At 73.9% G+C, this 25,912-nt stretch carries 25 protein-coding genes; 16 read left to right on the top strand and 9 right to left on the bottom strand.

Annotated elements, in window-relative coordinates:
- Nucleotides 1-21: 21 nt before the first annotated feature.
- The 4 genes from C2142_RS09360 to C2142_RS41965 form a co-directional block, all read right to left on the bottom strand.
- Nucleotides 22-1,191, bottom strand: coding sequence for a PP2C family protein-serine/threonine phosphatase (locus tag C2142_RS09360; RefSeq protein ID WP_241002467.1), 1,170 nt, complete (start codon nt 1,189-1,191; stop codon nt 22-24).
- 110 nt (nt 1,192-1,301) lie between these two features.
- Nucleotides 1,302-1,724 carry a MarR family transcriptional regulator gene (locus tag C2142_RS09355; RefSeq protein WP_148641963.1) on the bottom strand — a complete coding sequence of 141 codons (423 nt, stop codon included), beginning with the start codon at nt 1,722-1,724 and terminating at the stop codon, nt 1,302-1,304.
- A gap of 106 nt (nt 1,725-1,830) precedes the next feature.
- Nucleotides 1,831-3,066: a M48 family metallopeptidase gene (locus tag C2142_RS09350; RefSeq protein WP_148641962.1), complete on the bottom strand. Its 1,236-nt coding sequence runs from the start codon at nt 3,064-3,066 to the stop codon at nt 1,831-1,833.
- Between the two features lie 53 nt (nt 3,067-3,119).
- Entirely contained in the window at nt 3,120-3,887 is a 768-nt protein-coding gene (locus tag C2142_RS41965; RefSeq protein ID WP_346766372.1) for a universal stress protein, read from the bottom strand.
- Nucleotides 3,888-4,199: 312 nt separating this feature from the next.
- On the opposite strand from C2142_RS41965, the gene C2142_RS09340 reads away from it, so the two are divergent.
- Nucleotides 4,200-5,345 (top strand): CapA family protein, encoded by a 1,146-nt coding sequence (locus tag C2142_RS09340; RefSeq protein WP_148641961.1) that lies wholly within the window; start codon nt 4,200-4,202, stop codon nt 5,343-5,345.
- On the opposite strand, the gene C2142_RS09335 is transcribed toward C2142_RS09340, so the two are convergent.
- Nucleotides 5,281-5,685: a hypothetical protein gene (locus C2142_RS09335; protein WP_148641960.1), complete on the bottom strand. Its 405-nt coding sequence runs from the start codon at nt 5,683-5,685 to the stop codon at nt 5,281-5,283. The two genes, C2142_RS09340 and C2142_RS09335, sit on opposite strands and share 65 nt — an antisense overlap.
- A gap of 369 nt (nt 5,686-6,054) precedes the next feature.
- Between C2142_RS09335 and C2142_RS09330 the strand changes: the two genes are divergently transcribed.
- The 9 genes from C2142_RS09330 to C2142_RS09290 all read left to right on the top strand — a co-directional run bounded on the left by C2142_RS09330 (nt 6,055) and on the right by C2142_RS09290 (nt 15,777).
- Complete coding sequence (locus C2142_RS09330) at nt 6,055-6,303, top strand: acyl carrier protein (RefSeq protein WP_148641959.1); 249 nt, start codon at nt 6,055-6,057, stop codon at nt 6,301-6,303.
- 4 nt (nt 6,304-6,307) lie between these two features.
- A complete protein-coding gene (locus C2142_RS09325; protein ID WP_148641958.1) occupies nt 6,308-7,606 on the top strand; it encodes a hypothetical protein in 1,299 nt (432 codons plus the stop codon).
- Nucleotides 7,603-8,892 carry an ATP-grasp domain-containing protein gene (locus C2142_RS09320; protein WP_148641957.1) on the top strand — a complete coding sequence of 430 codons (1,290 nt, stop codon included), beginning with the start codon at nt 7,603-7,605 and terminating at the stop codon, nt 8,890-8,892. Before C2142_RS09325 ends, C2142_RS09320 begins: the two co-directional genes overlap by 4 nt.
- A gap of 78 nt (nt 8,893-8,970) precedes the next feature.
- Nucleotides 8,971-10,053 (top strand): aldo/keto reductase family protein, encoded by a 1,083-nt coding sequence (locus C2142_RS09315; RefSeq protein WP_148641956.1) that lies wholly within the window; start codon nt 8,971-8,973, stop codon nt 10,051-10,053.
- Between the two features lie 423 nt (nt 10,054-10,476).
- Nucleotides 10,477-11,163, top strand: a complete 687-nt coding sequence (locus C2142_RS09310) for an LmbU family transcriptional regulator (protein WP_148641955.1) — start codon at nt 10,477-10,479, stop codon at nt 11,161-11,163.
- Nucleotides 11,164-11,390: 227 nt separating this feature from the next.
- The gene (locus C2142_RS09305; protein ID WP_148641954.1) at nt 11,391-12,440 is read left to right on the top strand and encodes a hypothetical protein; all 1,050 of its coding nucleotides are present in this window, start codon (nt 11,391-11,393) and stop codon (nt 12,438-12,440) included.
- A gap of 30 nt (nt 12,441-12,470) precedes the next feature.
- Complete coding sequence (locus C2142_RS09300) at nt 12,471-14,336, top strand: 1-deoxy-D-xylulose-5-phosphate synthase (protein ID WP_148641953.1); 1,866 nt, start codon at nt 12,471-12,473, stop codon at nt 14,334-14,336.
- Nucleotides 14,337-14,402: 66 nt separating this feature from the next.
- Entirely contained in the window at nt 14,403-15,443 is a 1,041-nt protein-coding gene (locus C2142_RS09295; RefSeq protein ID WP_148641952.1) for a zinc-dependent dehydrogenase, read from the top strand.
- Between the two features lie 196 nt (nt 15,444-15,639).
- Complete coding sequence (locus tag C2142_RS09290) at nt 15,640-15,777, top strand: hypothetical protein (protein WP_153882763.1); 138 nt, start codon at nt 15,640-15,642, stop codon at nt 15,775-15,777.
- A gap of 26 nt (nt 15,778-15,803) precedes the next feature.
- On the opposite strand, the gene C2142_RS09285 is transcribed toward C2142_RS09290, so the two are convergent.
- The 3 genes from C2142_RS09285 to C2142_RS09275 all read right to left on the bottom strand — a co-directional run bounded on the left by C2142_RS09285 (nt 15,804) and on the right by C2142_RS09275 (nt 18,520).
- Nucleotides 15,804-16,502 (bottom strand): siderophore-interacting protein, encoded by a 699-nt coding sequence (locus tag C2142_RS09285; protein ID WP_148641951.1) that lies wholly within the window; start codon nt 16,500-16,502, stop codon nt 15,804-15,806.
- A gap of 67 nt (nt 16,503-16,569) precedes the next feature.
- Nucleotides 16,570-17,244 (bottom strand): TetR/AcrR family transcriptional regulator, encoded by a 675-nt coding sequence (locus tag C2142_RS09280; protein WP_148641950.1) that lies wholly within the window; start codon nt 17,242-17,244, stop codon nt 16,570-16,572.
- A gap of 4 nt (nt 17,245-17,248) precedes the next feature.
- A complete protein-coding gene (locus C2142_RS09275) occupies nt 17,249-18,520 on the bottom strand; it encodes an MFS transporter (protein WP_241002466.1) in 1,272 nt (423 codons plus the stop codon).
- Nucleotides 18,521-18,837: 317 nt separating this feature from the next.
- On the opposite strand from C2142_RS09275, the gene C2142_RS09270 reads away from it, so the two are divergent.
- From C2142_RS09270 to C2142_RS09245, 6 genes are all read left to right on the top strand, one after another.
- Entirely contained in the window at nt 18,838-19,653 is an 816-nt protein-coding gene (locus C2142_RS09270) for a 2,3-dihydro-2,3-dihydroxybenzoate dehydrogenase (protein WP_148641949.1), read from the top strand.
- 205 nt (nt 19,654-19,858) lie between these two features.
- Nucleotides 19,859-21,061, top strand: a complete 1,203-nt coding sequence (gene dhbC, locus C2142_RS09265) for an isochorismate synthase DhbC (RefSeq protein ID WP_148641948.1) — start codon at nt 19,859-19,861, stop codon at nt 21,059-21,061.
- Nucleotides 21,058-22,809 carry a (2,3-dihydroxybenzoyl)adenylate synthase gene (locus C2142_RS09260; protein ID WP_277347246.1) on the top strand — a complete coding sequence of 584 codons (1,752 nt, stop codon included), beginning with the start codon at nt 21,058-21,060 and terminating at the stop codon, nt 22,807-22,809. The genes dhbC and C2142_RS09260 overlap by 4 nt, the downstream gene beginning before the upstream one ends.
- Nucleotides 22,810-22,821: 12 nt before the next feature.
- Entirely contained in the window at nt 22,822-23,454 is a 633-nt protein-coding gene (locus C2142_RS09255) for an isochorismatase family protein (RefSeq protein WP_148641947.1), read from the top strand.
- Between the two features lie 5 nt (nt 23,455-23,459).
- Entirely contained in the window at nt 23,460-23,684 is a 225-nt protein-coding gene (locus C2142_RS09250) for a phosphopantetheine-binding protein (protein ID WP_148641946.1), read from the top strand.
- Entirely contained in the window at nt 23,684-24,586 is a 903-nt protein-coding gene (locus tag C2142_RS09245) for an AMP-binding protein (protein ID WP_148641945.1), read from the top strand. Before C2142_RS09250 ends, C2142_RS09245 begins: the two co-directional genes overlap by 1 nt.
- Before the next feature lie 48 nt (nt 24,587-24,634).
- Here C2142_RS09245 and C2142_RS09240 read toward each other — a convergent pair whose 3' ends face one another.
- Nucleotides 24,635-25,813, bottom strand: a complete 1,179-nt coding sequence (locus tag C2142_RS09240) for a M20 family metallopeptidase (RefSeq protein WP_148641944.1) — start codon at nt 25,811-25,813, stop codon at nt 24,635-24,637.
- Nucleotides 25,814-25,912: the final 99 nt, after the last annotated feature.

Genomic DNA, 25,912 nt, shown 5'->3' with positions numbered 1-25,912 from the left:
GCCGCGCTCGGCGGGGTGCGCTCAGGCGAGCCGCTCCACCACGACGACCGCGGCGTCGTCGTCCAGCCGGCCGCCGACGTGGGCGAGCAGGTCGCGGCGCAGGCGGCCCAGCAGGGCGGCCGGACGGTCGTCCCGCCAGGCGGTGACGCGTTCGGTGAGCGGGTAGAAGCGTCCCTCGGCGTCGCGGGCCTCGATCACGCCGTCGGTGTAGATCACCAGCCGGTCGCCCGGGACGAACGGGAACACCTCCACCTCGTACGCGGTCGGGGCCAGCTCGCCGAGACCGAGCGGGGGAGCGGGGTGGCGGGCGCCGAGCGCGGCGATGCCGTCGGCGTGCAGCAGCAGCGGGGGCGGGTGGCCGCAGTCGATCAGCCGCAGGACGGAGCCGTCGTCCGGGATGTCCAGGATGACGGCGGTGATGAACGACTCGCTGCTGTCGTCCGCGGCCGTCCCGTCCCCCTCCTGGCCCGGGACGGCGCCCGCCACCGCCCGGCGCAGCCGGTTCTGCTCGCCGAGCTGGGCGAGGTCCCAGCAGACGCTGCCGTCCAGGTAGGTGGCGAGTTCCGGCAGCTCGGCGTGGAGGTGGGCGGCCGCCCGGAACGCACCGAGCAGCAGGGCGGCGTCGCCGAGCGAGGAGAGGCCCTTGCCCCGGACGTCGCCGACCAGCAGGCGGGTGCTGGTCGTGGTGCGGGCCGCCGCGTAGAGGTCCCCGCCGACCTGCGCCTCGGCCTCGGCGGCCAGGTAGACGGAGGCGAGGTGGAGCGGCCCGATCCGGTCGGGCAGTGGGCGCAGCAGGACGCGCTGGGCCGCCTCGGAGACCGAGCGGACCTGGGCCAGCTCCCGTTCGTGCCGGTCGCGCAGCACCCGCAGGCCGACGATCAGCGCCGAGACGGCGACCTGCGCGCCGAGCTGGGTCTCGTGGTTGGCGGTGTAGAGGCCGTCGCGCTGGAACCCGATGAAGGTCAGTGCGGCGAGTGCGAGCAGGGCGATGACGGTGGTGGCCCGGGCGCCCGCGAAGGAGGCGGTGAGTGCGGGGGCGACGATCAGCAGCGGGCCCAGGTGGATGTCGGGCGGGGCGAGGACGTCCACGACGGTGATCGCCAGGATCAGCGCGAGCGCCAGCACCGTCAGAGCGCGGCGGCCGGGCCGCCACGACCGGCGGCCGTCACCGGGACGCTGCCGAAGTGGCACCTCTCCTCTGTACACCGTCCGGGCTGTGCGCCGCATGTCGGCGGGCCGCCGTCCGGGGCGCGGTCCGGGCCCGCCGGTGCCCGGCGCGGGCGGTCCGGGCCCGCCGGTGCTCAGTCCTGGGCGCCGTAGCGGGCGAGGTAGTCGGCGAACCGCGCGACGTCCTCGTCGGACCAGTCGGTGAAGCGGGCGGTGAAGGAGGCCCGGCGCTGCTCGTTGGCCTCGCGCAGCAGGGTGAGGCCGGCCTCGGTGGCGCGCAGGATCTGGCCTCGCTGGTCGTCCGGGTCGGCCTCGCGGCGGAGCAGGCCGAGCTTCTCCAGCGCGGTGACCTGGCGGCTCACGGTGGACTTGTCCAGCATGAAGTGCATCGCGACGTCGGCGGCCCGGCAGCCGCCGCGCTCGTTGATCAGGTCGAGGATGCTGTAGGTGACCAGGGAGAGGTCCGGGTGCAGCTGGCTGGCCTTGTGCCGGGCGCGCCGGGCGAAGGCGGTCAGCTCGCGCTGGATGGTGTCGATCGACGTATCGCGGCCGGGCACGGCGTACCTACCTCCTCGGGAGAATTTGTTGCACTATACAACGATTTTGGCCGCTTGCGTGCCCTGTCCGGCTGCGTCGCCCGGCCGTGCCGCTCAGCCGTGCCGCTCAGCCGGTCCTGGCCCCGTCGGGCGCCGAGGCCTGCCAGGCGCGGGCGGCCGCGATCCGGCGGGTTGCGCTCGGGTGAGTGGCGAACAGTAGCTCAAGCACCCGCGGTGGGTCGACGTCGGACACGTTGACCAAAGCCAGTCTGCGCTGCATCGCGACGAACTGCTCGGCGTCCGAGGTGAGTTCGAGCGCGTGCCGGTCCGCCCGGGCCTCGATCCGGCGGCTCGTCGCGCACTGCACCGGGCCCGACAGCGCGCCCAGCAGCGTCGCGCAGGCCGCCAGCAGCGGCAGGGCGCGAGGATCGGCGACGTCCGCCACCCCGGCCGCCGACAGCAGCGGGCCCCAGCCCGTCAGCAGGCCGAGCAGGGCGACCACCACGGCCGCCCCCAGCGCGCCCAGCAGCGTGCCGGTCAGCACGTCCCGGTGCTTGACGTGCCCCAGCTCGTGCGCCACCACCAGCTCCACCTCGCGGGGCTCCGCGGTCGACAGCAGCGTGTCGTAGGCGACGATCCGGCGGGTCGCGCCCAGCCCGGACACGTACGCGTTCAGCGCCGTCGTCCGTCGCGACGCGTCCGCCACCAGGACGTCCCGCACCCGGACGCCGTCCTGGTCGGCGAGCGCCAGCAGCGCGCTGCGCAGCGGCCCGGGCGGCATCGGCGTGAAGCGGTTGAACACCGGCTCCACCAGCAGCGGGTAGAGGAACGAGAGCGCCGCCGTGAGCAGCGCCGCGGCGCCCGCCGCCGGCAGCCACCAGTGGTCCGGCGACCACGCGGTGAGCGCGAACAGCCCGAGGGCGACGGGGAGGGCCAGCACCAGGGTGAGCGCCAGCCCGCGCAGCGCGTCCACCGCCCAGCCGGCCCAGCCCTGCGTCACCAGCCCGTACCGGGCGCGCGCCGAGCGGACGCCCGCGCCGAACGGCAGCTGCACCGCCTGCCCGAGCACGACCAGCGCGGCCGTCCCGGCCAGCACCTCCGCCGTCCGCGAGCCGCCGAACCAGCCGCCCACCGCGGTCACCAGCCCCGCCCCGGCGGGCGTCAGCCCGAGCGCGAGCGCCAGCGCCAGGCCGGCCAGCCGCCCGCCGAGCGCCCACGGCACCTGCGCACGCCGCAGCGCGCGGCCGCGGGCGCGCTCGGCGGGGGTGAAGTCGGGGCCGGGGCCGGGAGCGGGGCCGGGGGTGCCGTGCGGTTCGCGGGAGGGTGCTGGGGTGCCCGGGGCCGGGCCGGCAGAGTCGGTCATCTGCGTGTCTGTCATCCGTCTTCTGGCGTCCGTCGTCCGTCCTTCGAATTCTGTCAGCCGCCGGCCCGCTCCGCCGGGCCCGTGGCGGAGCGGGTGCCGGCGCGGAGCAACTGGTGGCCCAGGTCCACCAGGGCCCGGCCGACCGCGAACTCGTCGCCGACCGCCGGCGCCGGGTCGTCGACCGGGTTGCGCCGGGCCAGCGCGTCGCTGTGCAGCACGCTGCCGTCGGCGTCGAGCACGGCGTGCACCCGGGTGGTGTCCCGGTCCTCGACCACGTGCAGGCTCAGCTGCCAGTCCTTGGTGCGGACCGTCGCCTCCCCGCCGCCCTCCACGGCGGTCGCGGCGCGGGCCGTGTGCGGTGGCGCGGACGCCGTGCCGTCCGCGCGGACGATCACCATCGGACAGACGCCGTGCACGGCGCAGCGGGCGCTCACCGAGCCGAGCAGCGTCCGGGCGAAGGAGCCGCGCCCCCGGCTGCCGAGCACCAGCAGGTCCGCCCCCTCGGCCGCCCCCAGCAGCACCTCGGCCGCGTGCCCGAGCACCAGGCTCTCCCGGATCTCCACCGGCCGGTCGCGGCCCACCACCTCGTTCACCTCGGCGGTGAGCGTGCGGAGCGCCGCCTGCTCGAAGCCGTCGTCCGCCATCGGCGCGAACCAGCCGTACAGCGACGGGTACTCCCAGGCGGCCACGGCGTGCACCCGGGCGCCGGTCAGCACCGCCTGCCCGACCGCCCAGCGCAGCGCCGCCTTCGAGGGCGCCGAGCCGTCGATCCCGACCACGATCCGCCTGCGGGCGGAGCCGTCCGGGGCGGGGCCCGCCACGGTGCCCGGTGTGATCCCTGCGCCCTCCATCACCCACCGCCTCACGGTCCCGCGGGCCCCGCATGCGCGCGCGGCCGCCGTACCCTCCACGCTGCGCGCCGGAGTGCCGGGCGCGCCAGGGACGGGACGGCCGCATCGGGGAGGGCGATTGGGCCGGGTGGTCCTGCGGCGGGCCGGCCCGCGCGGGGCGGTCCGCGCATCCGGTCCGGGGGGGGCCGGCGTTCGACGAACATGGTGTGGAGGCAGGGCGAAGGAGGCGCGGGGGAGTGGCGTAGGCTGACCGCTCTTGGACCGACCCCGGGGGGATCTCACATGCGCCGTGTCGCGGCCGCCGTCGCACTGCTGCTCGGGCTGACACCCGTGGCCGCCTGCGGACCGGACGACCCGGCGCCGGCCAAGGCCGCGCCGGCCGGCGACGCGGCCGGGCCGACGGCCGACGGTTCCGCGGCCGCGAGCGGCACCGCGGCGCCGACTCCGTCCGGCAGCGCCGCCGCGCCCCGGCCCGACGGCAGCATCACGGTGGCCTTCGCCGGCGACGTCCACTTCGAGGGCCGCACGGAGACCCGGCTCGCCGTGAAGCCGCCCGAGCAGCCGCTCGGCCCGATCTCCAAGACCCTCTCCGACGCGGACCTCGCCGTCCTCAACCTGGAGACCGCGATCACCGACCGCGGCGCCCCCGAGTCGAAGACCTACACCTTCCGCACCTCGCCCAAGGCGCTCACCGCGCTCAAGGACTCCGGCGTCGACGTCGTCTCGATGGCCAACAACCACGCCGTCGACTTCGGCCCGGACGGCCTCGCCGACACCCTCGCCGCCAAGGACGCCTCGCCGATCCCGGTCGTCGGCGTCGGGCACAACGCCAAGGAGGCGTACGCCCCGTACGTCACCACCGTCCGCGGCGTGAAGGTCGCGGTGGTCGCCGCCAGCCAGGTCGAGGACATCACCAACCAGAAGTGGCGGGCCGGTGCCAACAAGCCGGGCATCGCCTCGGCGCTGGACGCCCCCGCACTGGTCAAGGCGGTGGAGGCGGCGAAGCAGCAGGCGCCCGTCGTCATCGTCTACCTGCACTGGGGCGACGAGGGCAAGGCCTGCCCGACCGGCCCCCAGACCGCCATCGCCAAGAAGCTCGCGGCGGCCGGTGCCACCGCGGTGGTCGGCACGCACGCGCACACCATGCTCGGCTCGGGCATGCTCGGCAACACCTACGTCGGGTACGGCTTCGGCAACTTCCTCTGGTACGGCACGTCCAACTACGCGTTCTCCAACGAGACCGGCGTCACGACGCTGACCCTCACCTCGGCCGGCAAGGTCACCGGCGAGGTGTTCACCCCGGCCACCGTCGACGGCCAGGGCGTGCCCGTCCCGCAGAGCGGGGCCGCCGCTGAGGCGGCACTCAAGCGGAGGGACGGCCTCCGCGGTTGTACCGGCCTGGCGCCCGCCCCCGGGCCCGCTCGCTGAGTTCGTCCAGGTCCCGGGTGGTGATCGCCTCCGCCACGGGGATGCCGCCCCGGCCCGCCAGCGCGAGCCGCTCCCGCACCTCGCGCGGCGTCCGCGGCCGCCACCCGGGGCCATAGCAGCACCGCGAGTGGAACGTCACCCCGGCGGCGAGCACGGCGGTCAGCGCCCGCCAGCCGGCGTCGTCCCGCCGCTTCGGGACCGCCAGGTCCTGCCCCGCGTCGGTCAGCCGCCCGCGGCAGCGCGGGCAGAGGTCGTGCCCCGGTGCCGCCCGCCGCTTCACCGAGACGCGGCAGGGCAGGCAGACGAAGTGCCTGGCGGTGGTCTGAGGGCGGATGCACACGCCCCCACGATAGGGAGCTGACGGTCCGTCGTCAGGTGGATTTCCCGGTGTGCGGAAGGCCGCGGGCGACCGGAGGACGGACCTCGGGCGCCACAGTAGCAGAGTCCTCGGGCCGGAGCCCGCCTCCCGGTCCCCTGCGGGACAGGGGGCCCCGGCGGGTGTCCCGCCGGCGGGACGGGCGCGGCCCACGGTGGGCCGGTCCGCCGAGGTCGAGCAGGTCACGGGGCCGGAGAGGGGTGGGGGCACCGGCCGGACGATCTCTTGCCGCGGTACGGGCGGTGGCTGAGAGTATTCGTCGCCGAAGGATCATTCCCCGACGGCCGGCGACTGCCCGCCCGTCGGCAGCCCAGGACGAGAAAGGCCCCGCCGATGGACCACCAATGGATCCGCACCCTGTTCAGCGGTCTGTTGCCGGAGGAGACCGTCGCCCTGGTCTGCGACCGGTACGACGAGTACCAGGACGCCCCGTTGACGCAGCTCGGGCTCGAATCCATGGCCGTGATGGGGCTGGTGGTCCGGATGGAGACGGACTTCGGCAAGGAGATCGACTACGAGGCCTTCCAGCTGTCGGACGTGTCGACGCTGGCAAGGATCAAGGCATTCCTGGGAGTTGAGTGACCCGATGGAGACGCTGAGGACCACCATCAAGGCGGCCGTCGGACAGCCGGCGGTGCGTGACACGCTCACCACACAGCTGCGTTTCTACTTTCCCCAGGTCACCGCGGTCGAGTTCGGCACCGACGAGCTGACGGTCGTCTCGCAGGACGCCGTGCCCCTGGAGAAGCTGGAGCGCTCCGTCGGGCAGATCCTGGAGCGCTTCAAGGCGATCCCCCGCGGCGTGCGGACGAGGACCCTGCTCGACTCCGGCGACCCGGCCTCGGTCGAGGCCTGGCTCGCCGACCGCCCGGCCCGGTTCCCCACCGAGGTCCTGGGCAGTGCCGCGGCCGCCCTCTCCGAGGAACTGCGCCGCGTGGCGCGGCGGCCGGGCCGCCGGGCGGTCACCGGCCGTGCGGCACAGCTGCGTCCGGGCGTCAACGTGTACGGGCACGAGAGCGCGGCGCTGCTGGCGGCGCTCGACCGGTTCGCCAACCGCTGCATCGCCCAGGCGTACGACGCGGAGGAGCTGCTGATCCCCTCGATGATCCCGAGCTCGGTCGTGGACCGGTCGGGATACTTCGAGACCGGCTGCCAGCACCTGAGCTTCGTGGCGCCGGTGAGCAACGACCCCGACCTGTTCGAGGAGTTCCTGCCGTACTGGCGCGGGGCGGCCGAGAAGGGCGAGCGGGGCGCGGACCGGCAGGTGCTCGACTACCTGAAGGCACCGCGCGACCTCCTCAACCCCGCGGCCTGCCTGCACTGCTACCAGCTCCTGGAGGACCAGGTCTTCGCCGAGGACGAGGCCCTCGTGATGACGGTGGGCGGCTCGATCTTCCGCGACGAGTCCGGCAACCTGAACAACCAGGAACGGCTGTACGAGTTCCGGATGCGCGAGGGCGTCGTGGTCGGCGGTGCCGAGCCGGTGGCCCGGATGCACGGCGAACTGCTGGACCTGATGGCCGTCACCGCCCTCCTGCTGGGCCTGGACTTCTCACTGGAGACGGCCTCGGACATGTTCTTCAGCGACGGCGCCGGCGCGCAGCTGTTCGCCCAGCTCGTCTCCGACAGCAAGATCGAGCTGGCCGTGCGCTCGCACACCCTCGGCCGCAAGGTCGCCAGCGCCTCGCTCAACAAGCACGGCAGCCACTTCTCCGACGCCTTCCGGATCCGCGACGAGCGCGGGCTGGCCGCCTCCACCCTCTGCGTCGGCTTCGGCATCGACCGGCTGGCCTTCCTGCTCACCGAGCGCGGGGACACCGGACTGTCCGCGCTCGCCGACCGCGTCGCCGCGAACGCCGGGCGGATCACGGGGGCGCGGTCGTGAACCGCACCTTCGTCTGCGTGGAGACGACCGACTACTTCACCCGGGCGATGGAGCGGGTGGCCGCGGACGAGGGCGACCGGCTGCTGTTCGTCTCCGCCCGTGCCGAGCCGCCGGCCGGCGTCCCTTCGCTCCGGCTCGACGTGCGCGACGACCCGCAGCGGGTGGCGGCGGACATCGCGGCGGCCTGCGAGGGCCGGCCGGCCGTCGCCGCCTTCACCAACCAGGAGCCGTACGTCATTGCGACGGCGGCGGTGGCCGGGGCCCTCGGCGTGGGCCGGAACCCGGTCGCCTCGGCCGGCGCGGCCCGCGACAAGGCGCGGATGAAGGAGATCTGGCAGGCGGCCGGGGTCAGCACGCCCCGCGGCACCCACTTCACCTCGCGCGCCGGGCTGGACCTCGCGCAGGTCGCGTACCCCGCGATCGTCAAGCCCACCCACGGGTTCGCCAGCTGCGGAGTCCGGCGGGTCCAGTCCGAGGCCGAACTGCTGGAGCAGGTCCGCAAGATCGCCCTGCTCAACGCCACCACCATGGCGCAGGACGGCGTCCCGGCCGCCGGGTTCCTCGTCGAGCAGTGCCTCGAAGGGCGCGAGTACTCCGTCGACACCGTCTGGTTCGACGGCCGGCCGGCCGCGGACTTCCTGCTGGCCAACAACTCCGAACAGGTCTCGCCCGGGCAGTACTTCCCCGACCGGCTGTACGCGCTGGAGCCGTCGATGCCGGAGGAGCTGCGCCGGGCCGTCATCGACCTGACGCACGACGCCGTCCGCGCCCTCGGCATCACCCACGGCCCCACGCACACCGAGGTCCGGTTCCACGACGGGACGCCCTACGTGCTGGAGACGGCGGCCCGGCCCGGCGCCGGCGGGATCTTCTACGACCTCGCGCAGCGGGCCCGCGGAGCGGACCTCATGCGGGCGATGTACCTCAGCCTGGTCTGCGACGGCCGGGAGGAGTTCGACCGCCGGACCGGACCGGCACTGCGGCAGCCGCAGGCCGCGGGCCCGGAGGCGGACGCCCCCGGGGACACCACCTACTTCTGGTTCAACGTGCCCCACCGGGGTTCGGGGATCATCCGCGCGATCGAGGGACTCGACGAACTGCGCGAGCGCGACGAGGTCCTCCTCTGCGTCTGCTTCAAGGAGCCGGGCCACCACCTCCACCCGGACGGTGACCTGATCTCCGACTACTTCTGCAACATCATGGGACGCCACCGCGAGGTACCGGGCGGCCCGAGCCTGACGGAGCTCCTGAAGAGCTTCGAGGAATCGATAGAGATCGTCTACTGAGCCGTCCGCCCCGCTCCGCCCCGTTCCTGCGGGGCGGGGCGCAGCGGTGGACCGCCCATCGGTCAGCTAGGAATCGGCATGGAATACCGTCAACTCGGCCGGAGCGGCCTGAAGGTCAGCGAGATCGCCTACGGAAACTGGCTCACCCACGGGTCGCAGATCGAGGAGGACGGCGCGCGCAAGTGCATCTCCGCGGCCCTGGACGAGGGGATCACCACCTTCGACACGGCCGACGTCTACGCCCTCACCAAGGCCGAGCAGGTCCTGGGGAAGGCGCTGGCCGGGGTGCGGCGCGAGTCCGTCGAGATCTGCACCAAGGTGTACTGGCCCACCGGGCCGGGCGCCAACGACCGCGGGCTCTCCCGCAAGCACATCATCGAATCGGCGAACGCCTCGCTGCGCCGCCTGGGGACCGACTACATCGACCTCTACCAGGCGCACCGCTACGACCACGACGTCCCCCTGGCCGAGACGCTGCGCGCGTTCGACGACCTCGTGCGGCAGGGCAAGGTCCTGTACATCGGGGTCTCGGAGTGGCGGGCCGAGGAGATCGCCGAGGCCATGAAGATCGCCGAGGATCTCGGCCTGGACCGGATCGTCTCCAACCAGCCGCAGTACAACATGATCTGGCGGGTGATCGAGACCGAGGTCGTCCCGGTGAGCCGGCAGCACGGCATCGGCCAGATGGTCTTCTCGCCCATCGCGCAGGGGGCACTGACCGGCAAGTACCTGCCGGGGGCGGCGCCGCCGGCCGGGTCGCGGGCCACCGACGAGCACGGCTCCAACTTCATCAGGTACTTCCTGGCCGACGAGATCCTGGGGAAGATCCAGCGCCTCAAGCCGGTCGCGCAGGAGGCCGGCCTGACGCTCGCCCAGCTCGCCGTCGCCTGGACGCTGCAGAACCCGGCGGTCTCCGCCGCCATCGTCGGAGCGTCGCGCCCCGACCAGGTCAGGGAGAACGCCGCGGCGTCCGGGGTCCGCCTGGACGAGGAGACGATGCGCCGGATCGACGACGTCCTGGCCGGCGAGATCATCACCGACCCGGCGTACACGCCCGCTTCCAGCACCTACAGCACGGTCGCCGCGCGGGCCGGCCTGGCGCAGCCGTACGACCAGTCCGCCGGCACCTACAGCGCGGCGGCGACCGCGGGTGCGGCGTGAGCGGGCGGGGGAGACGGCCGTGACCGACCGGCCGAAGGGGCGGATCACCGACGCGCCGCGCCAGGCCCGGACCGGCCGGAGGCCCTCCGCGTCACGGCTTGATTCACCACCGAAAAGGTTCGCCTGCGCTGTGGCCGGCGTGATTCGGACATAGCCGCCGTTTTTCACCGGGCCGGCCCCCGAAGCCTTGAAGTCTTGACCCCCTGGGGTTGTCCTGTCATGATCAAGATGTCATTACGGGGAACGCAATTCAAACTTCAGGTGAACAACAGATGATTACGGGGGAAACAGTGATCATGGTGCCTGCAACAGCCTGACATTTCTCCGTCGTCCGCGGGCCGTGCGCGACCCTGAATTCGCCGGCCGACTTCGCGCGGACGCCCATCGCCCTGCACATCGCGGGTTCTGCTGCGAGGAGAAAGCATGACAGTCGCTGTTGCCGCAGCTGCTGACGTGACAAAGTCACAGAAACAAATGATGGAATTCGGTGCGGCCGCCGAGGCCGGTGCCATCTCTATTCCGCGGACCGGTCTCGACCTGCCGAACCGGCTTCCGTACGAAAAATGGGTCCTCATGGGGCGCCTTTTGTCGACGGTACACGCGTCGTCCGCGTGGTGTCTAGGAGATTGGCTCCTGCACGGCGAGACGGCCTACAACGGCCGTTATCGCGAGGCGATCGAGAACTGTTCGCTGAATTACCAGACCCTGCGGAACTACGCCTGGGTCGCCCGGCGGTTCCCGCTGTCCCGCCGGCGGGACGCGCTCAGCTTCGGCCACCATGCGGAGGTTGCCTCGCTGGCCGATCCGGAGCAGGATTACTGGCTGCGCAAGGCGGAGGACCACGGGTGGTCGCGCAATCGCCTGCGTGCCGAAGTGCGGGCCAGTCTCAACGAGCGCGCGGAGGCGGCGGACGTGACCGCGGACGGCGCCGACGGCGGGCCGGACGGCGCTCAGGGGGACGCCGGCCGGGGCCGGGGCGACGGGATCGACCTGCAACTGGAGATCACCGCCGACCGCGTCAAGCTCTGGCGGGCCGCGGCCGAGCAGGCCAGCCTCAGCGTCTCCGACTGGGCCCTGCGCGCGCTCGACGAAGCGGCCCGGACGGCCTGACCGGCGGCGTTCCCGCCCTCTTGCACACCCTTCCCGGAACACCGGTCGAAAAAACCGTCCGGGAATGCCCTGCCGGAATGCCGGACCGGAATTGCGGGCGGGACCTCCGCTGCCCGCGGCCGGTCCTCCCGCCGTTGCCGCCGGATTCCGTCCGGCGTGCCGTCCGGTGTTCTTTTTCCCTTCTGACCACCCCGGTGAATCCGCCGGCCCACAGTGAAGGAGTGACGGTGACCGAGACGAACGATCTCGCGATGACAGCCTCGGAGCAGGCCCGCCGGGAGGTGCAGCTCGACCGGTCCCAGTACTACGTGTGCCACGAGCGGCACGTCTTCCACCGCTACAACATCCTGCGCGACTCGCCCGCGTTCCCCCTGCTCTTCATGGACCGCTGCTACGACTGGCAGTTCGAGGTCACCGGCGACGTGCCGATCATCAGCCGCTACAACGGCTTCATGGAGCTGGTCTGCCGGGACTCCTGGAGCGAGCGCGACGTCCCCGTGGAGCAGCTGGGCAAGGAGATCCGGTCCGCCGTCGCGGCCGGCTCGCACGTGGCCCTGCTGGTGTCCCTGGTCCACACCGACGGCACGCCGTACCTCACCGAGTGGCTCGTGGTGGACATCGACGACGAGGACACCGTCTACTACACGAAGACCAGCCCGGACCCGAACTTCCGGGCCGACCGCAAGCCCGTGCCGTTCGCCAAGCTGACCGAGAGCCTCGCGTACACCGAGGACGGCCTGGTCCCGGTCACCGAGATCCGGCCCTCGGCCGTCATCGACCGACTGGTCGGCCTCGCCCCGCTGGACGCGTTCCGCGCGGTGTTCGCCGAGTTCGGACTGCGGCTGTACGACGGCCGGCTCAGCCGGTACGTCACCCCGGTGGTCGTCGGCGTGGACGGGATCGACCGGCTCATCGCCGACTGGGAGCGCCGGGCCGACGGGATCCTCGCCGAGGGCGCCGTGCTCTTCAACGACCAGTCCCGCCTGAACAAGCACGTCCAGAACCGGTTCCAGCCGGTCCAGCACTACCTGCACTACCTGCTCGGCGAGCCGACGATCACCGCCGCCCTCGGCGAGGAGCTCTGCGGTGAGGTCCGGGAGCAGATCGGCCGGATGGACGCCGCGCTCGCCGACATCCTGAAGTTCAGCAGCCTGCTGGTGCAAATGCCCCGCAAGCAGAACTTCGACCTCTACCTCAAGTATCTGCGCCGGCTGCGCGACACCGTCGCGGACTACCAGCAGACGAATGTCCGAATTCAGCTGACGCTGCTGAAATAGCGGTGTCTTTTCTCGTGAAAGGATTTCCTCGTGGCTGCGCCTGGCGGCAAGGGCAACGACAGTGGACTCGTTGCCGGATCCGATAACGAAATCGATCTCACCGGCCTCACCCCGGAGGCGGTCCGCGCTCTGGACACGGAGGGGTGCGAGCGCCTCGCCGCCCGCATCCGGAGCTTCCTGATCACGGAGGTCAACCGGACCGGCGGGCACCTCGGGGGGAACCTCGGGGTGGTCGAACTGACCATCGCCCTGCACCGGGTGTTCCGGTCCCCGGACGATCCGATCATCTTCGACATCGGCCACCAGGCCTACACCCACAAGATCCTGACGGGGCGTGCGGCCGGGTTCGCCGACTTCCGGCAGCGCACCGGGATGTCCGGCTTCCCGTCACGTGAGGAGTCCCCGCACGACACGATGGAGAACAGCCACTCCTCCACCGGGCCGGCCTGGGGGCTGGGCATCACCCTGGCCCGCGGGACCAGGTCGGTGGTCGTGATCGGCGACGGCGCGCTGACCGGCGGCGTGGCGTACGAGGCCATCAACGCCATCGGCGTGCGCCGGCAGCCCGTGGTCATCGTCTACAACGACAACGGCAGGTCCTACGCGAGGACCATGAGCCGGCTGACCCTCGGCGAGCCGTGCGACGCCGAGACGGGCGGTCCGGAGGACCAGCGCAACGTCGAACTCTTCTTCACCGCCCTCGGGTTCAGCTACATCGGCGCGGTCGACGGCCACGACTTCGGCAAGCTGGAGGCGGCGCTCGCCGACGCGGCCGGGACCGCCGGGCCGGTCGTGGTGCACGTGCGCACCCAGAAGGGGCTCGGCTGGTCCGAGGCCGAGGACGACGACGTCATGCGGCTGCACCAGGTCGGCGGGACGGCCGGCGCCGCAGCCGTACCGGCTGCCGGGGACGACGCGCGGCTGCCGCTCGGCAGCCGGTCCTGGGGCGACGTGCTCGGCGGCACCCTGTGCGAACTCGCCGAGCAGGACCCCCGCGTCCACGTGATCACGGCGGCGATGCCGGACAGCCTGGGCCTGCTGGAGTTCCAGCGCCGCTTCCCCGAGCGGTACCACGACGTGGGGATCTGCGAGCAGTTGGCGGTCGGCCTCGCGGCCGGGCTCGCCAGCCAGGGCTGCCGGCCCGTCTTCCCGGTGTTCGCCACCTTCCTCACCCGCGCCATCGACCAGGTCGTCAACGACGTCGCGCTGCACGGGCTCCCGGTCACCTTCGTGGTCGACCGGGGCGGGGTCACCGGCGGCGACGGCGCCTCCTCGCACGGCATCTACGACGTCGGCCTGCTCCGCACCGTCCCCGGCCTGGAGATCTACGCACCCACCAGCGGCGCCCAGCTGAGCGACCTGCTCCGCTCCGCCGTGGCCCGGGACAGCGGCCCGACGGTCGTCCGGTACGCGAAGTGGAAGCCGCTGGAGGACGAGCCCGACGGTGCCCGCACCAGCGCCCTGCTGCGCCGCCGCGGCAGTGACCTCTGCCTGCTGGCGCACGGTGCGATGGTGCAGACGGCGATGTCCGCGGCGAGCGTGCTGGAGCGCGAGCACGGTGTCTCGTCCACGGTGTGGGAGGTCGTCCGGTTGCGGCCGGCCGTCACCGAGGTGTTCGCCGACGCGACGGGACACCGGGCGGTCATCACGGTCGAGGACCTGATGGCGGGCACCGGCCTGTACGCGGACCTCCTCACCCACCTCGCGGACGCCCGGCACACCGGCGGCGGGACGCCCGCCACGGCCGAGATCGCGCTGCCGTCCGCCTTCCTCCCGATCGGCCCCCGCGACGAGGTCCTCGTCGAGTTCGGCGTCAGCACGGCCGCGGTGGTGGAGCGGGCCGAGGGCCTGCTCGGCCTCGGCGCGATGGCCGGCGCCGCACCGGCCACGGGCTGACCCGCGTCCCACGCACCCCCCGCCTCCGGGCACCTCGGACCGACCCCCTACGAGAAAGTCAGCGAAGTGAAGGTTGCGCGTTTCTACGCTCCCGAGAAGATCCTGATCGAGGACTCGCCCGAGCCCACGCCCGGTCCGGGCGAGGTGAAGCTCAGGGTCCGCAACACCTCGCTGTGCGGCACCGATCTGAAGATCTACCGGTACGGCAACCACCGGATCGACCCGCCCCGGGTGCTCGGTCACGAGATCGCCGGTGAGGTGGTGGAGCTGGGCTCCGGTGTCGAGGGCTGGGCCGTGGGCGACCGCGTCCAGGTGATCGGCGCGATCCCGTGCGGGCACTGCCACGAGTGCCGGCGCGGGCGGATGACGGTCTGCCCGAACTTCGAGGCGATGGGCTACCACTACGACGGCGGGTTCGCCGAGTACATGATCGTCCCGGAGAAGGTCGTCGGCGTGGGCGGGGTGCACCGCATCCCGGACGGCGTGAGCTTCGCCGAGGCGTCCGTCGCGGAGCCGCTCGCCTGCGTGCTGAACGGCCAGGAGCTGATCGGGGTCGGCGCCGGGGACGACGTGGTCATCGTGGGCTCGGGGCCGATCGGCTGCCTGCACGCCCGGCTCGCCCGCGCCCGGGGCGCCTCCCGGGTGTTCCTGGTCGAGCTCAACCGCGAGCGGCTGGCCCGGGCGGCCGAACTGGTCCAGCCGGACGGGGTGATCTGCGCCGCGGACACGGACGTCACCGAGGAGGTGTTCCGGCTCACCGACGGGCTCGGCGCCGATGTCGTGATCACGGCCTCGGCCTCCGTCCCGGCCCAGGAGGAGGCGCTCCGGTACGCCGCTCGACGGGGCAGGATCAGCCTCTTCGGCGGACTGCCCCAGGGCGCTCCGATGACCGCGGTCGACGCCAACCTGGTGCACTACCGCGAGCTGATGATCATGGGCGCCAACTCCTCCAGCCCCGAGCAGAACGCCCGTGCGCTGGAGCTGATCGCCGACGGCACCGTCCGGGTGGACGACCTGATCACGCACACCTTCCCCCTGGACGGGTTCGCCGACGCCCTGGCGATCCTGGAGCGCGGGGCGGGGCTCAAGGTGACGATCGCGCCCTGACGCAGGGCCGCGTGCGAAAGCCGGCCGGGGGCGTGGGTGCCCCCGGCCGGTTTCGTGCATGCTGCCACGGTCACCAAAGGTGTGATGGAGTGTCACGAGCGTTGTCGGCGTCGACCGTTTCCCCCGGGGCGGTTGCGCCCTTCGTGCTGTTCGAGCCGTTTGAGCCCGGTCCGGGCTGGAGGGGAGTGGGGTCGCCATGGTGTGGAACCGGATCCAGATATTCTTCGCCGTCACCGTGCGGTCGCTGCTGTCGGTGCTGGTGTCGGCTGTTGATCTGCTCATCGCCTGCGTGCGGGGGATGAGGCGGATGGCCCGGCCGGCCGTACGACGGTGACCGGGCCGCGGTGACCGGGCCACGGATCAGCCCTTGTGGTCGGCCTCGCCGTGCTTCCAGTAGCCCTTGGCGTGGACGCGGTCGCGGGGAAGGGCCCAGTCGGTGAGCAGGTGGCGCCGGACGGTCGCGACGGCGCCGGACTCCCCGGCGAGCCAGGCGGTGGTGCCGGGCGGAACGTCGGTGGCGAGGAGCGTCTCCGTGAGGCGGTGCCCCTTGGGGTGGGCCGGAGTGCGGGGGAGCCAGGCCGCGGTGAGCCCGGTGCGCGCCGGGAGCGGCAGCGTGTCCGCGGGGCCGGCGATCTCGAAGTAGGCGGACACCTCCACGTCGGCCGGGAGCCCTTCGAGCACGGTGAGCGCGGCGGGCAGGGCGCTCTCGTCGGCGGCGAGCAGGACGTGCGCGGCGCCGTCGAAGGAGGGGCGGCGCCCGCGCGGGCCGGCGAGGCGGGCCCGGTCGCCGGGGCGGGCGTCGGCGGCCCAGCGGGCGAGCGGGCCGTTGCCGTGCAGGACGAGGTCGATGTCGACCTCGTATTCGCCGGGGCGGTGGTGGCGGATGGTGTAGGCCCGGGACGGTCCCGAGGGAATGGCCAACTTGACCCACTGGGTGGGGTGTTCGATCTCCAGTCCGGACAGGCCGGGGCCGGTGAAGGTGATCCTGGTGAGGGTGGAGGTCAGCGGGGTGACCGCGGTGACCTCGACGTCGTGGACGGGCCGGGGGCGTTTGAACATGGTGACTCCTAGGCGGGCCCGGAGATGGACACGGGCCTGACGGCGGGGAGTTGAGCGGGAAGGGGGGTCAGCGCGGGAGGTGCTGGTCGAGCAGCGCGTCGACGAAGGCGGTGTCGAGCGGGCGGCGCAGCACCAGGGCGCGGTGGTAGAGCGGTGCGAGGAGCGCGTCGAGGAGCACGGCCGCCTCGTCCTCGGAGCAGCCGAGCGCGGCGCGGGTCTGCGCGACGTCGCGGGAGCGGAGCCCGTCCAGGAACCCGGTGTGCAGCAACTCCGCCGTACGGGCGTCGAGTTGGGCGTGCCCAAGGAGGGCCTGGAGGACGCGGCCGGCCGGTGCCTCGCCGAGGAAGACGGCGAAGCCGTGGATGTAGGCGCGCACCTGCTCGGGACCGGACGGGCCGGCGGGGCCGTCGGCTGCGGCTTCGGGCCAGGCCAGGGCGGACCCTGCGTCGAGGACCAGGTTGTCGAACAGGATGTCGACTTTGGACTTCCACCAGCGGTAGATCGTCTGCTTGGCGACGCCGGCCGCCGCGGCGATGCCCTCGATGGTGAGGCCTTCGAAGCCGTGCTCCACCAGGAGGTCGTCGGCGGCGTTGAGCACGGCCAGGCGCGCGGCCTCGCTCCGGCGGCTGCTGCTGCTCGCGCTGCTGCTGCCGGTGGCGGTGCGGGGCTGGACGGCGATGGTGCGGAGGTCCTCACGGGCGGGCCGCTGCGGGAGCCGGCCGGTGGCGTTGGTCGGGCTCATCCTCTCATGCCCCCTCCGTGCGGGCCGCCGACGGGAGCGGGGCCCGCGGCCGCCGGACCAGCCCTGCCGCGACGGCCACGGCCAGGACCGCGACCAGCGCGCTGAACGTGACGCCCGCCGTGCGCAGGCCGGTGACCTGGATAAGGACGCCGACGCCGACCACCGGCACCGAGAGCATCCCGTACAGCACGGCGAAGAAGGTGGAGACCGCCTCGCCGCGCTGCTGCGGGGCGACCCCGCCGTTGATGGCGCCGAGGCCGGTGCCGACGGCGGTGCCGGTGGCGAGGCCGTTGACGCACGCACCGAGCAGCAACGGCGGCAGCGACTCGGTGAGCAGCGCGGTGGCGATCAGGGCGGCGGCCAGGACAAGGCCGGCGCAGGCGGCGGGAAGGGCGCGCGGCTTGGGCAGGACCCGGGCGAGCAGCTGGCCGACGGCGGTGGCGGCGAAGGCCAGGCAGACCACCAGGCCGGTGAGCGCGTGGTGACGGAGCCCCAGGACGTTGGCCAGGAACAGGCCGCTGACCGCGGTCAGCACGCCGAGCACGGCGAACCCGGACCCGCCGGCGAGGGCGGCGCGCAGGAAGGCGGGGCGGATCCCGGCCGGGATGCGCAGCGGCTGGAACCGCGGGCGGAAGCGGGCGGCGGAGCCCCGGGGGCGGTCGCCGGAGCCCGTCGGCGCGGCTTCGGGGGCGGCTGCCGGAGCCATGGCGGGAACGGCGAGGAGCCCGGCCAGGGCCAGGGCGGTGAGGGCGAGCATCACCGTCCAGGGCAGGCGCAGCGGCGAGCCGGCCCACTCGGCGAGGGCGCCGGAGAGCAGCGTGCCGCCAGCCAGGCCGCCCATGTTGGCGGCGAGTGCGAGGGTCTGGGCGCGCAGTCGGCGCTCGGGCGGGGCGAGGTCGAGCAGGGCGGCGGTGGCGGCGCCCGTGATCAGGGCCGCGGCGAGGCCGGAGACCACCCGGGCGGTGAGCAGCCAGGCCAGCGAGTCCGCGACCTCGAAGAGGTCGGCGGCGGCCGCGGCGAGCAGCAGGGCGGCGGCGATGACGGGGCGCCGGCCGACTGCGTCGGAGAGCCGGCCGAGGGTCAGCAGGCCGGCGACGACGCCGCCGGCGTAGACGGCGAAGATCACCGTGACCATGAACGGCGAGAAGCCGAAGGCCTGTTGGTAGAGCGGGTAGAGCGGGGTCGGGACGGTGGTGCCGGCCATGGTGACCCAGAAGGCGAGTGCGACCGCGGCCCGGGCGAGTGGGCCGGACGGGGATGGACGGGTGGTGGGCACGGGGCTCCTTGGGGATTCATCGGGGCTTCTCGGGGACGTCGCGGCGCTGCGACTCAGGGGCTCCGGGCCGCAGCTCGGGAACCGCCGCTCGGGGCGCACTGAACGTCACGGTGAAGGTGGACGCAACGGTGCGTCTCGGTTGGACGGTAACACTAGACGCAACGTTGCGTCCAGGTTGATCGTCGGACGCCCTCGGCTTCGAAGGTGTTCACGTTTGCGTCAGTTGACGGTCCCGCAGGCCCCATGCCCTCTCGGCGCACCCGAACAATTGTGTTAGGTTAGGCTTGCCTAATGTTGCTGGTCGGAGGGGATTTCCTGTGCTTCAGTCCGAACTGGTCGGTACCACCGCGATGGTCACCGGCGCCGGGCAGGGCATCGGCGCGGCCGTGACGCGCGCGCTCGTCGCAACGGGCGCCGTCGTCGCGGCGGTCGACCGCAACCCGGGTCCGCTCGCCGCGCTCGCCGAGGAGTTCGCCGCGGAGCCGACGGGCGGCGGGCCGGCTGCCGGCGGTAGCGTCCGTCCGTACGTGCTGGACGTCACCGACGCGGCCGCCGTCGAGTCCACCGTCGACCTGGTGGAGCGTCAACTCGGTCCGCTGGGCGTCCTGGTGAACGTGGCCGGGATCCTGCGCACCTCGCCCGCGGTCGAACTGACCGACGAGGACTGGGCGGCGACCTTCGCGGTCAACGCCACCGGGGTCTTCCACACCTGCCGGGCGGTGGGCCGGCGGATGGCGGAGCGCGGCACGGGGGCCGTCGTCACCGTCGGGTCCAACGCGGCCGGCGTGCCCCGGGCCGGCATGGCCGCCTACGCGGCGTCCAAGGCGGCCGCCACCATGTTCACCCGCTGTCTCGGTCTGGAGCTCGCCCGCTCCGGGGTGCGCTGCAACATCGTCTCGCCCGGGTCCACCGACACCGAGATGCAGCGCGCGCTCTGGGGCGGCGACGCCGAGGCCGCCGAACGGCGGGTCGTCGACGGCGATCCGGCCGGCTGGCGGGTGGGCATCCCGCTCGGGCGGATCGCCCAACCCGCCGACATAGCCGAGGCGGTGGCCTTCCTGGTCTCCGACCGGGCGCGGCACATCACCATGCACGACCTGTACGTGGACGGCGGCGCCACCCTGCGCGCGTGAGCGCGTCGGCCCGACCCGACACGTCCGAACCGCACGTCCGCCGACCTCGCGCGTCCGACCTCGCACGTCCGGCCCACGCGCCCCGACCTCACGGGCCCGGCCCGACGCGCCCCCGGGCCCGTCGGAGCCATGAACACCCCCGAACCACACCACCCGCCGGCCGGCGCCACGAGCAGCGCCCGGCGGCCACTCGCAGACTGGGAGAATCCAGGTGACCACGGTGCACCACGCCCCCGCCGGGACGGACCACACCGTCATCGGCGCGGCCAGCGGGCTGCTGGGCCAGTACCGGGCCGCGCCCGACGAGGCGTTCTTCGCCTCGCCGACCCGCACGCTGCTCGCCGACGGCGTGCACGCCCGGGTGCCGCAGGACGCGCGCCCGCTGCCGGTCCGGGTCGCCGAGACACTCGACCGGGCCCGCCGCGACGGGGTGGAACACCCGCTGGTGGTGGGCGCGGTGGCGTTCGACCACGACGCCCGCGCCGAACTGGCCGTCCCCGCCCGGGTCCGCCGGTGCGGCGCGCTGCGCGACGACCCGCTGGTCGCCCTGCCCGCCCCGGCCGCCGACCGGGTCGAGTGGCTGGTCCGCCCGGTGCCCGAGCCCGAGGCGTACGGCGCCGGCGTGGCGGAGGCCGTCCGGCGGCTCAGGGCGGGCGAGTTGAGCAAGGTCGTCCTCGCCCGCACCCTGGAGCTGAGCGCCGGACACCCGCTCGACCTGCCGGCGATCCTCCAGCGCCTGGCCCGCCGGGACCCGGGCGGTTACACCTTCGCCGTCCCGGCCGGCGGCGGCCGCACCCTGATCGGCGCCAGTCCCGAGCTGCTGCTCTCCCGCCGCGGCACCGCCGTGCTGGCCAACCCGCTGGCGGGCTCCGTCCCGCGCAGCGCCGACCTCGGCGAGGACGTCCGCCGGGCCGCCGCACTGCTGGAGTCCCCGAAGGACCTGCACGAGCACGCCGTCGTCGTGGACGCCATCCGTGCGGCCCTGGCGCCGTACTGCCGGACGCTCGACGTGCCGGAGCGGCCCACCCTCGTCCGGACCGCGGCGATGTGGCACCTGGCCACCACCATCACCGCCGAGCTGGCCGACCCGGCCGTCTCCGCGCTGGAGCTCGCCACCGCCCTGCACCCGACCCCGGCCGTCTGCGGCACGCCGACGCCCGTGGCGCGGCAGGCGATCGGGGAGATCGAGCCGTTCGACCGCGGCCTCTACGCCGGCATGGTCGGTTGGGGCGACGCGGACGGCGACGGCGAATGGGTGGTGACCCTGCGCTGCGCCGAGGCGGACGAGCGGACGCTGCGGGTGTACGCGGGCGCGGGCGTGGTCGCCGAGTCCCGCCCGGAGGCCGAACTGGCCGAGACCAGCGCCAAGTTCCGCACCTTCCTGGACGCTGCGGGGGTGCCGCGATGAGCCGCCCGCAGGACATCATGGACGAGGTGCTGGCCGGATTCACGCCCTACCCGGCCGAGTTCGCCGAGCGCTACCGCGCCGCCGGGTACTGGCGCGGCGAGACCTTCGGCCGGATGCTGCGCGAGCGCGCCGCCGCCCACGGCGAGCGCATCGCGATCGTCGACCCCGGCGACGGGGCGGGCCCGGGGGGCACCCGGCGCTGGACGTACGCCGAACTCGACCGCCGGGCCGACCGGATGGCCGCCGGCCTGCTCGCCCGCGGCATCGGCCGGGGCGACCGCGTGGTGGTCCAGCTCCCCAACGTGGCCGAGTTCTTCGAGGTGGTCTTCGGCCTCTTCCGGATCGGCGCGCTGCCGGTCTTCGCCCTGCCCGCCCACCGCTACACCGAGGTCGGCCACTTCTGCTCCTTCACCGGCGCGGCCGGCTACGTCGTGCCGGCGGTCGAGGGAGGCTTCGACTACCGTGAACTGGCGAGCCGCGTACGGGCGGAGAACCCGTCGCTGCGGCTGGTCCTGGTGGCCGGCGAGGACGCGGGCGAGCACGTCCGGCTCGCCGACGTGCCGGCCGACGGCCCCCTTCCGGAGGCCGGACCCGAGCCGGGGGACGTCGCGTTCCTCCAGCTGTCCGGTGGCAGCACCGGCGTGCCGAAGCTGATCCCGCGCACCCACGACGACTACATCTACTCGCTGCGCGGTTCGGTCGGGATCTGCGGCCAGGACGAGCGGAGCGTCTACCTCTGTGTCCTGCCCGCCGCGCACAACTTCCCGCTCAGCTCGCCGGGTTCGCTCGGCACGCTGTACGCGGGCGGCCGGGTGGTGCTCTGCCCGCAGCCCGGCCCCGAGACGGCGTTCCCGCTGATCGAGCGCGAGGGCGTGACCATCACCGGCCTGGTGCCGCCGCTGGCGCTGCTCTGGCTGGAGGCCGCCGAGCGGCGGCGGGCGGCGGGCGAGGACCCGGGGCTGGCGAGCCTGGAGGTGCTGCTGGTCGGCGGCGCGAAGTTCAGCGAGGAGGCCGCCCGGAGGGTGCGCCCGGTGCTGGGCTGCACGCTCCAGCAGGTGTTCGGGATGGCCGAGGGACTGGTCAACTACACCCGGCTGGACGACCCGGAGGAGGTGATCGTCACCACCCAGGGCCGGCCGATCTCCCCGGACGACGAGGTCCGGGTGGTCGACGACCAGGACGGCGATCTGCCCGACGGTACCACCGGCCATCTGCTCACCCGGGGCCCGTACACCATCCGCGGGTACTGGAACGCCCCCGGGCACAACGCCGACTCGTTCACCGCGGACGGCTTCTACCGCACCGGCGACCTCGTCCGGCGGACCTCCACCGGCCACCTGGTGGTCGAGGGGCGGGCCAAGGACCAGATCAACCGGGGCGGCGAGAAGGTCGCCGCGGAGGAGATCGAGAACCACCTGCTCGCCCACCCGGCCGTGCACGACGCGGCGGTCGTGTCGATGCCCGACCCGTACCTCGGCGAGCGCACCTGCGCCTACGTGGTGCTGCGCGACGAGGCCCGCCAGGCCCCGCCGAAGTCGGTCGAGTTGAAGCGCTTCGTGCGCGGGCGCGGCCTGGCCGACTACAAGGTGCCGGACCGGGTCGAGTTCGTCGACGCCTTTCCCGCCACCGGGATCGGCAAGGTGAGCAAGAAGGACCTGCGCGCCGCCATAGCGGCTGGTCTCGCCGCCGCGGCCGCCCCGGCGGCCGGGTCCGCTCCGTCCGTCCCGCCCATCCCCTCCCAGAGCTAAGGAAGCACCGCCGTGGGCCTGCCCCGCATCCCCTCCTATCCCATGCCCTCCGCCGGTGAACTCCCCGCCAACCGGGTCTCCTGGACGGTCGACCCGTCGCGCGCCGTCCTGCTGGTGCACGACCTGCAGAACCACTTCATGGACGCCTTCGACACCGGCGCGGCCCCGGTCACCGAACTCTTCGAGAACGTCGGCCGGCTGCGCAAGGAGGCCGGGCGGCTCGGCATCCCGGTCGTCTACTCGGCGCAGCCCGGCGGCCAGAGCCCCGAACAGCGCGGCCTCCAGCAGGACTTCTGGGGCCCGGGCATCCCGGACGACCCGCGTGCGGAGGCGATCGCCGACGCGGTCGCCCCGGGTGAGGGCGACACCGTGCTCACCAAGTGGAAGTACAGCGCCTTCGTCCGCACCGGGCTCGCGGAGCTGCTGCGCGCGCAGGGCCGCGACCAGCTGGTGATCACCGGCGTGTACGCGCACATCGGGGTGCAGGCCACCGCCTGCGACGCCTGGATGCGTGACGTCCAGGCCTTCGTGGTGGCCGACGCGGTCGCCGACTTCGGCCCGGACGAGCACCGCGCCGCCCTCGCCTGGGTGGCCGGCCGCTGCGGCCTGGTCACCACCACCGACGCTGTTCTGGAAGGGAATTGACGGGCATGGCCTTCACCGTGGAGCGTATCCGGGCCGAGGTCGCCGACCTGCTCGGCGAGGACCCGGCGGACATCCCGCTGGACGAGAACCTGGCCGACTGGGGCCTGGACTCGGTCCGGCTGATGGCGTTGGCCGAGCGGTGGCGATCGGAGGGCGCGGACGTCGCCTTCCTGCAGCTCGCCGAGCGGCCGGCCGTCGAGGCCTGGGCCGAACTGCTGGGCGCGTCCTGATGGACCCGGCCGACGTCCTGACGGGACCGGCCGACGCCCCGGCGCCGTGGCCGGACACCCGCAACCACTGGCCGGACACCCCGGCACACCGGGCCGACGCCCCGGAACGCTGGGCCGACACCCCGCCGGGACCGGGCGGGGAGGCGGGCCGGCGGCCGAAGCGGCCGCCGACCACGGTGATCGGCCCGGTCGAGGCGCAGGCCGCCCGGACACCCGGTGCGCCCGCGCTGGTGCTGCCGGACGGTTCGGTGGTGTCCTACGGCGAGCTGAACGCCGCCGCCAACCGGCTGTCACGGCACCTGGCGGGCCTCGGCGCCCGCCCCGGTACGGTCGTCGGCCTGGCGCTCACCCGCCCGGCCGAGGTCGTGCCGGCGCTGCTGGCGGTGGCCAAGTCCGGTGCGGCGTACCTGCCGTTGGACGCGGACGACGCGCCGGGCCGGAGGGCCTGGCTGCTGGCCGACGCCCGCCCGGTCTGCGTCCTGGGGGAGGGCGTGCCCGGCGCCGTCCGGCCCCGGGAGGCCGAGCTGGCCGCGGAGTTGGTCACCGATCCGCCCCGCGCACTGACCCCGCAGCACCCGCTCTGGCTGGCCTACGGCCCGGGCGGCCGCCCGGCGGGCGTCCCGGTGGCGCACGCCGAGGTGGACCGCCGGGTGCGCGGGCTGCAGTCCGCGTACGGGCTGGGGCCGGGCGACCGGGTGCTGCAACTGGGCCTGCCGCTCTGGGAGTTCCTCTGGCCGCTGCGGACCGGCGCGGCACTGGTGCTGACCGACCCGGACCGGCCCGCCGAGGTCGGCGAGGTGGTCCGGGAGCTGGGCGTCACCGCACTGCGGGCGGCCCCGGCGGTGATCGGCGGCCTGCTGCCGGACCCGGGGCCGGTCCACCTGACACCGGGGGTCGTCTGACGCCGGGGCCCGGTTGACGTCGGGGGGACGGCGGCCGGCGCAGACCCGTCACGCGCCGCGCCGCCCGGCGGCGAAGTCCGCCGCCGTCCACGCCATCGCGACCGCGCCGTCCAGGACGGCGCGGTCCGCCTCGGGCGAGACGGCGGCCTCGGCGAACGCCGCCTCGTGCGGGGCGCAGGCGCCGCCGGTGATGTCCAGCACCGGGTGGATGGCGGGCAGCACGTGCGAGACGTTGCCCATGTCCGTGCAGGCGAACGGCCCGCTCTCGACCGGTTCCGGCCGGCCGAGCGCGGCGGCGTTGGCCCGCCAGAGCGCGAGCAGTGCGGGGTCGCCGCGGAAGTCCAGGTAGTCCGGCTCGGGCCGGCCCAGCTCGACCTCGCAGCCGGTGGCCAGCGCGCCCGCCCGGAAGCAGGCCTCGACCCGTTCGCGCAGCTCCGCGAGGTCCTCGGCGGCCGAGGCGCGGATCTCGTACTCGGCGGTCGCGGTGTCCGGGATCAGGTTGGGCGCCGTGCCGGCGGCGGTGGTGATCCCGTGCACCCGCCAGTGCGGCGGCAGTTGCTGGCGCAGCAGCCCGAGCGCGACCTGCGCGACGGTCAGCGCGTCGGCGGCGTTGCGCCCGTCGTGCGGGTTCAGGCTGGGGTGGGCGGCGCGGCCGGAGTAGCGGACGGAGAGGGTGCCGAGCGCGAAGGAGCGGAAGTCGGCGACCTCGACCGGGCAGGGGTGGACCATCATCGCCGCGTCCACACCCGCGAAGGCGCCGGCGTCGAGCAGCAGCGCCTTCCCGGCGCCGCGCTCCTCGGCGGGCGCGCCGACCACCCGGACGGTGAGTCCGAGCCGGTCGGCGTACGGGGCGAGGCCGACTGCGGCGCCCAGGCCGGCGGCGGCGATCAGGTTGTGGCCGCAGGCGTGGCCGAGCCCGGGGAGGGCGTCGTACTCGCAGACGACGGCGACGGTGACCGGTCCGGACCCGAGCGTCGCGGTGAACGCGGTCTCCAGGCCGTGGGCGGGCGCGGTGACCGCGTACCCGTGGCCGCGCAGCAGCTCGGCGCACCAGGCGGCGGCGCGGTGTTCCCCGAACGCGGTCTCGGGGTGGGCGTGGATGCGGCGGCTGAGCGCGAGCAGCTCGTCCCGGTGGGCGAGGACGCGGTCGCGGACCGCGGCCTTGAGGTGCTCCGGAGCCTTGAGGTGCTCCGCGCCCGCCTCGGGACTCGCGTTCAGGGGGGACATCGGCGCCTCCGGGGGCGTCAGGGCCCGCAGCCGTGCGGGCTGTTGACCAGACGATATGTAGATAGCTTAGGCTAACCTAAGTAGGCGTTCCGTTCGCCG

This window comes from Streptomyces sp. CB01881, assembly GCF_002953255.1.
In the GTDB taxonomy this organism is placed as follows: domain Bacteria; phylum Actinomycetota; class Actinomycetes; order Streptomycetales; family Streptomycetaceae; genus Kitasatospora.
The sequence above is the reverse complement of the archived record's forward strand: the minus strand, read 5'-3'. Positions and strand labels throughout refer to the sequence as shown.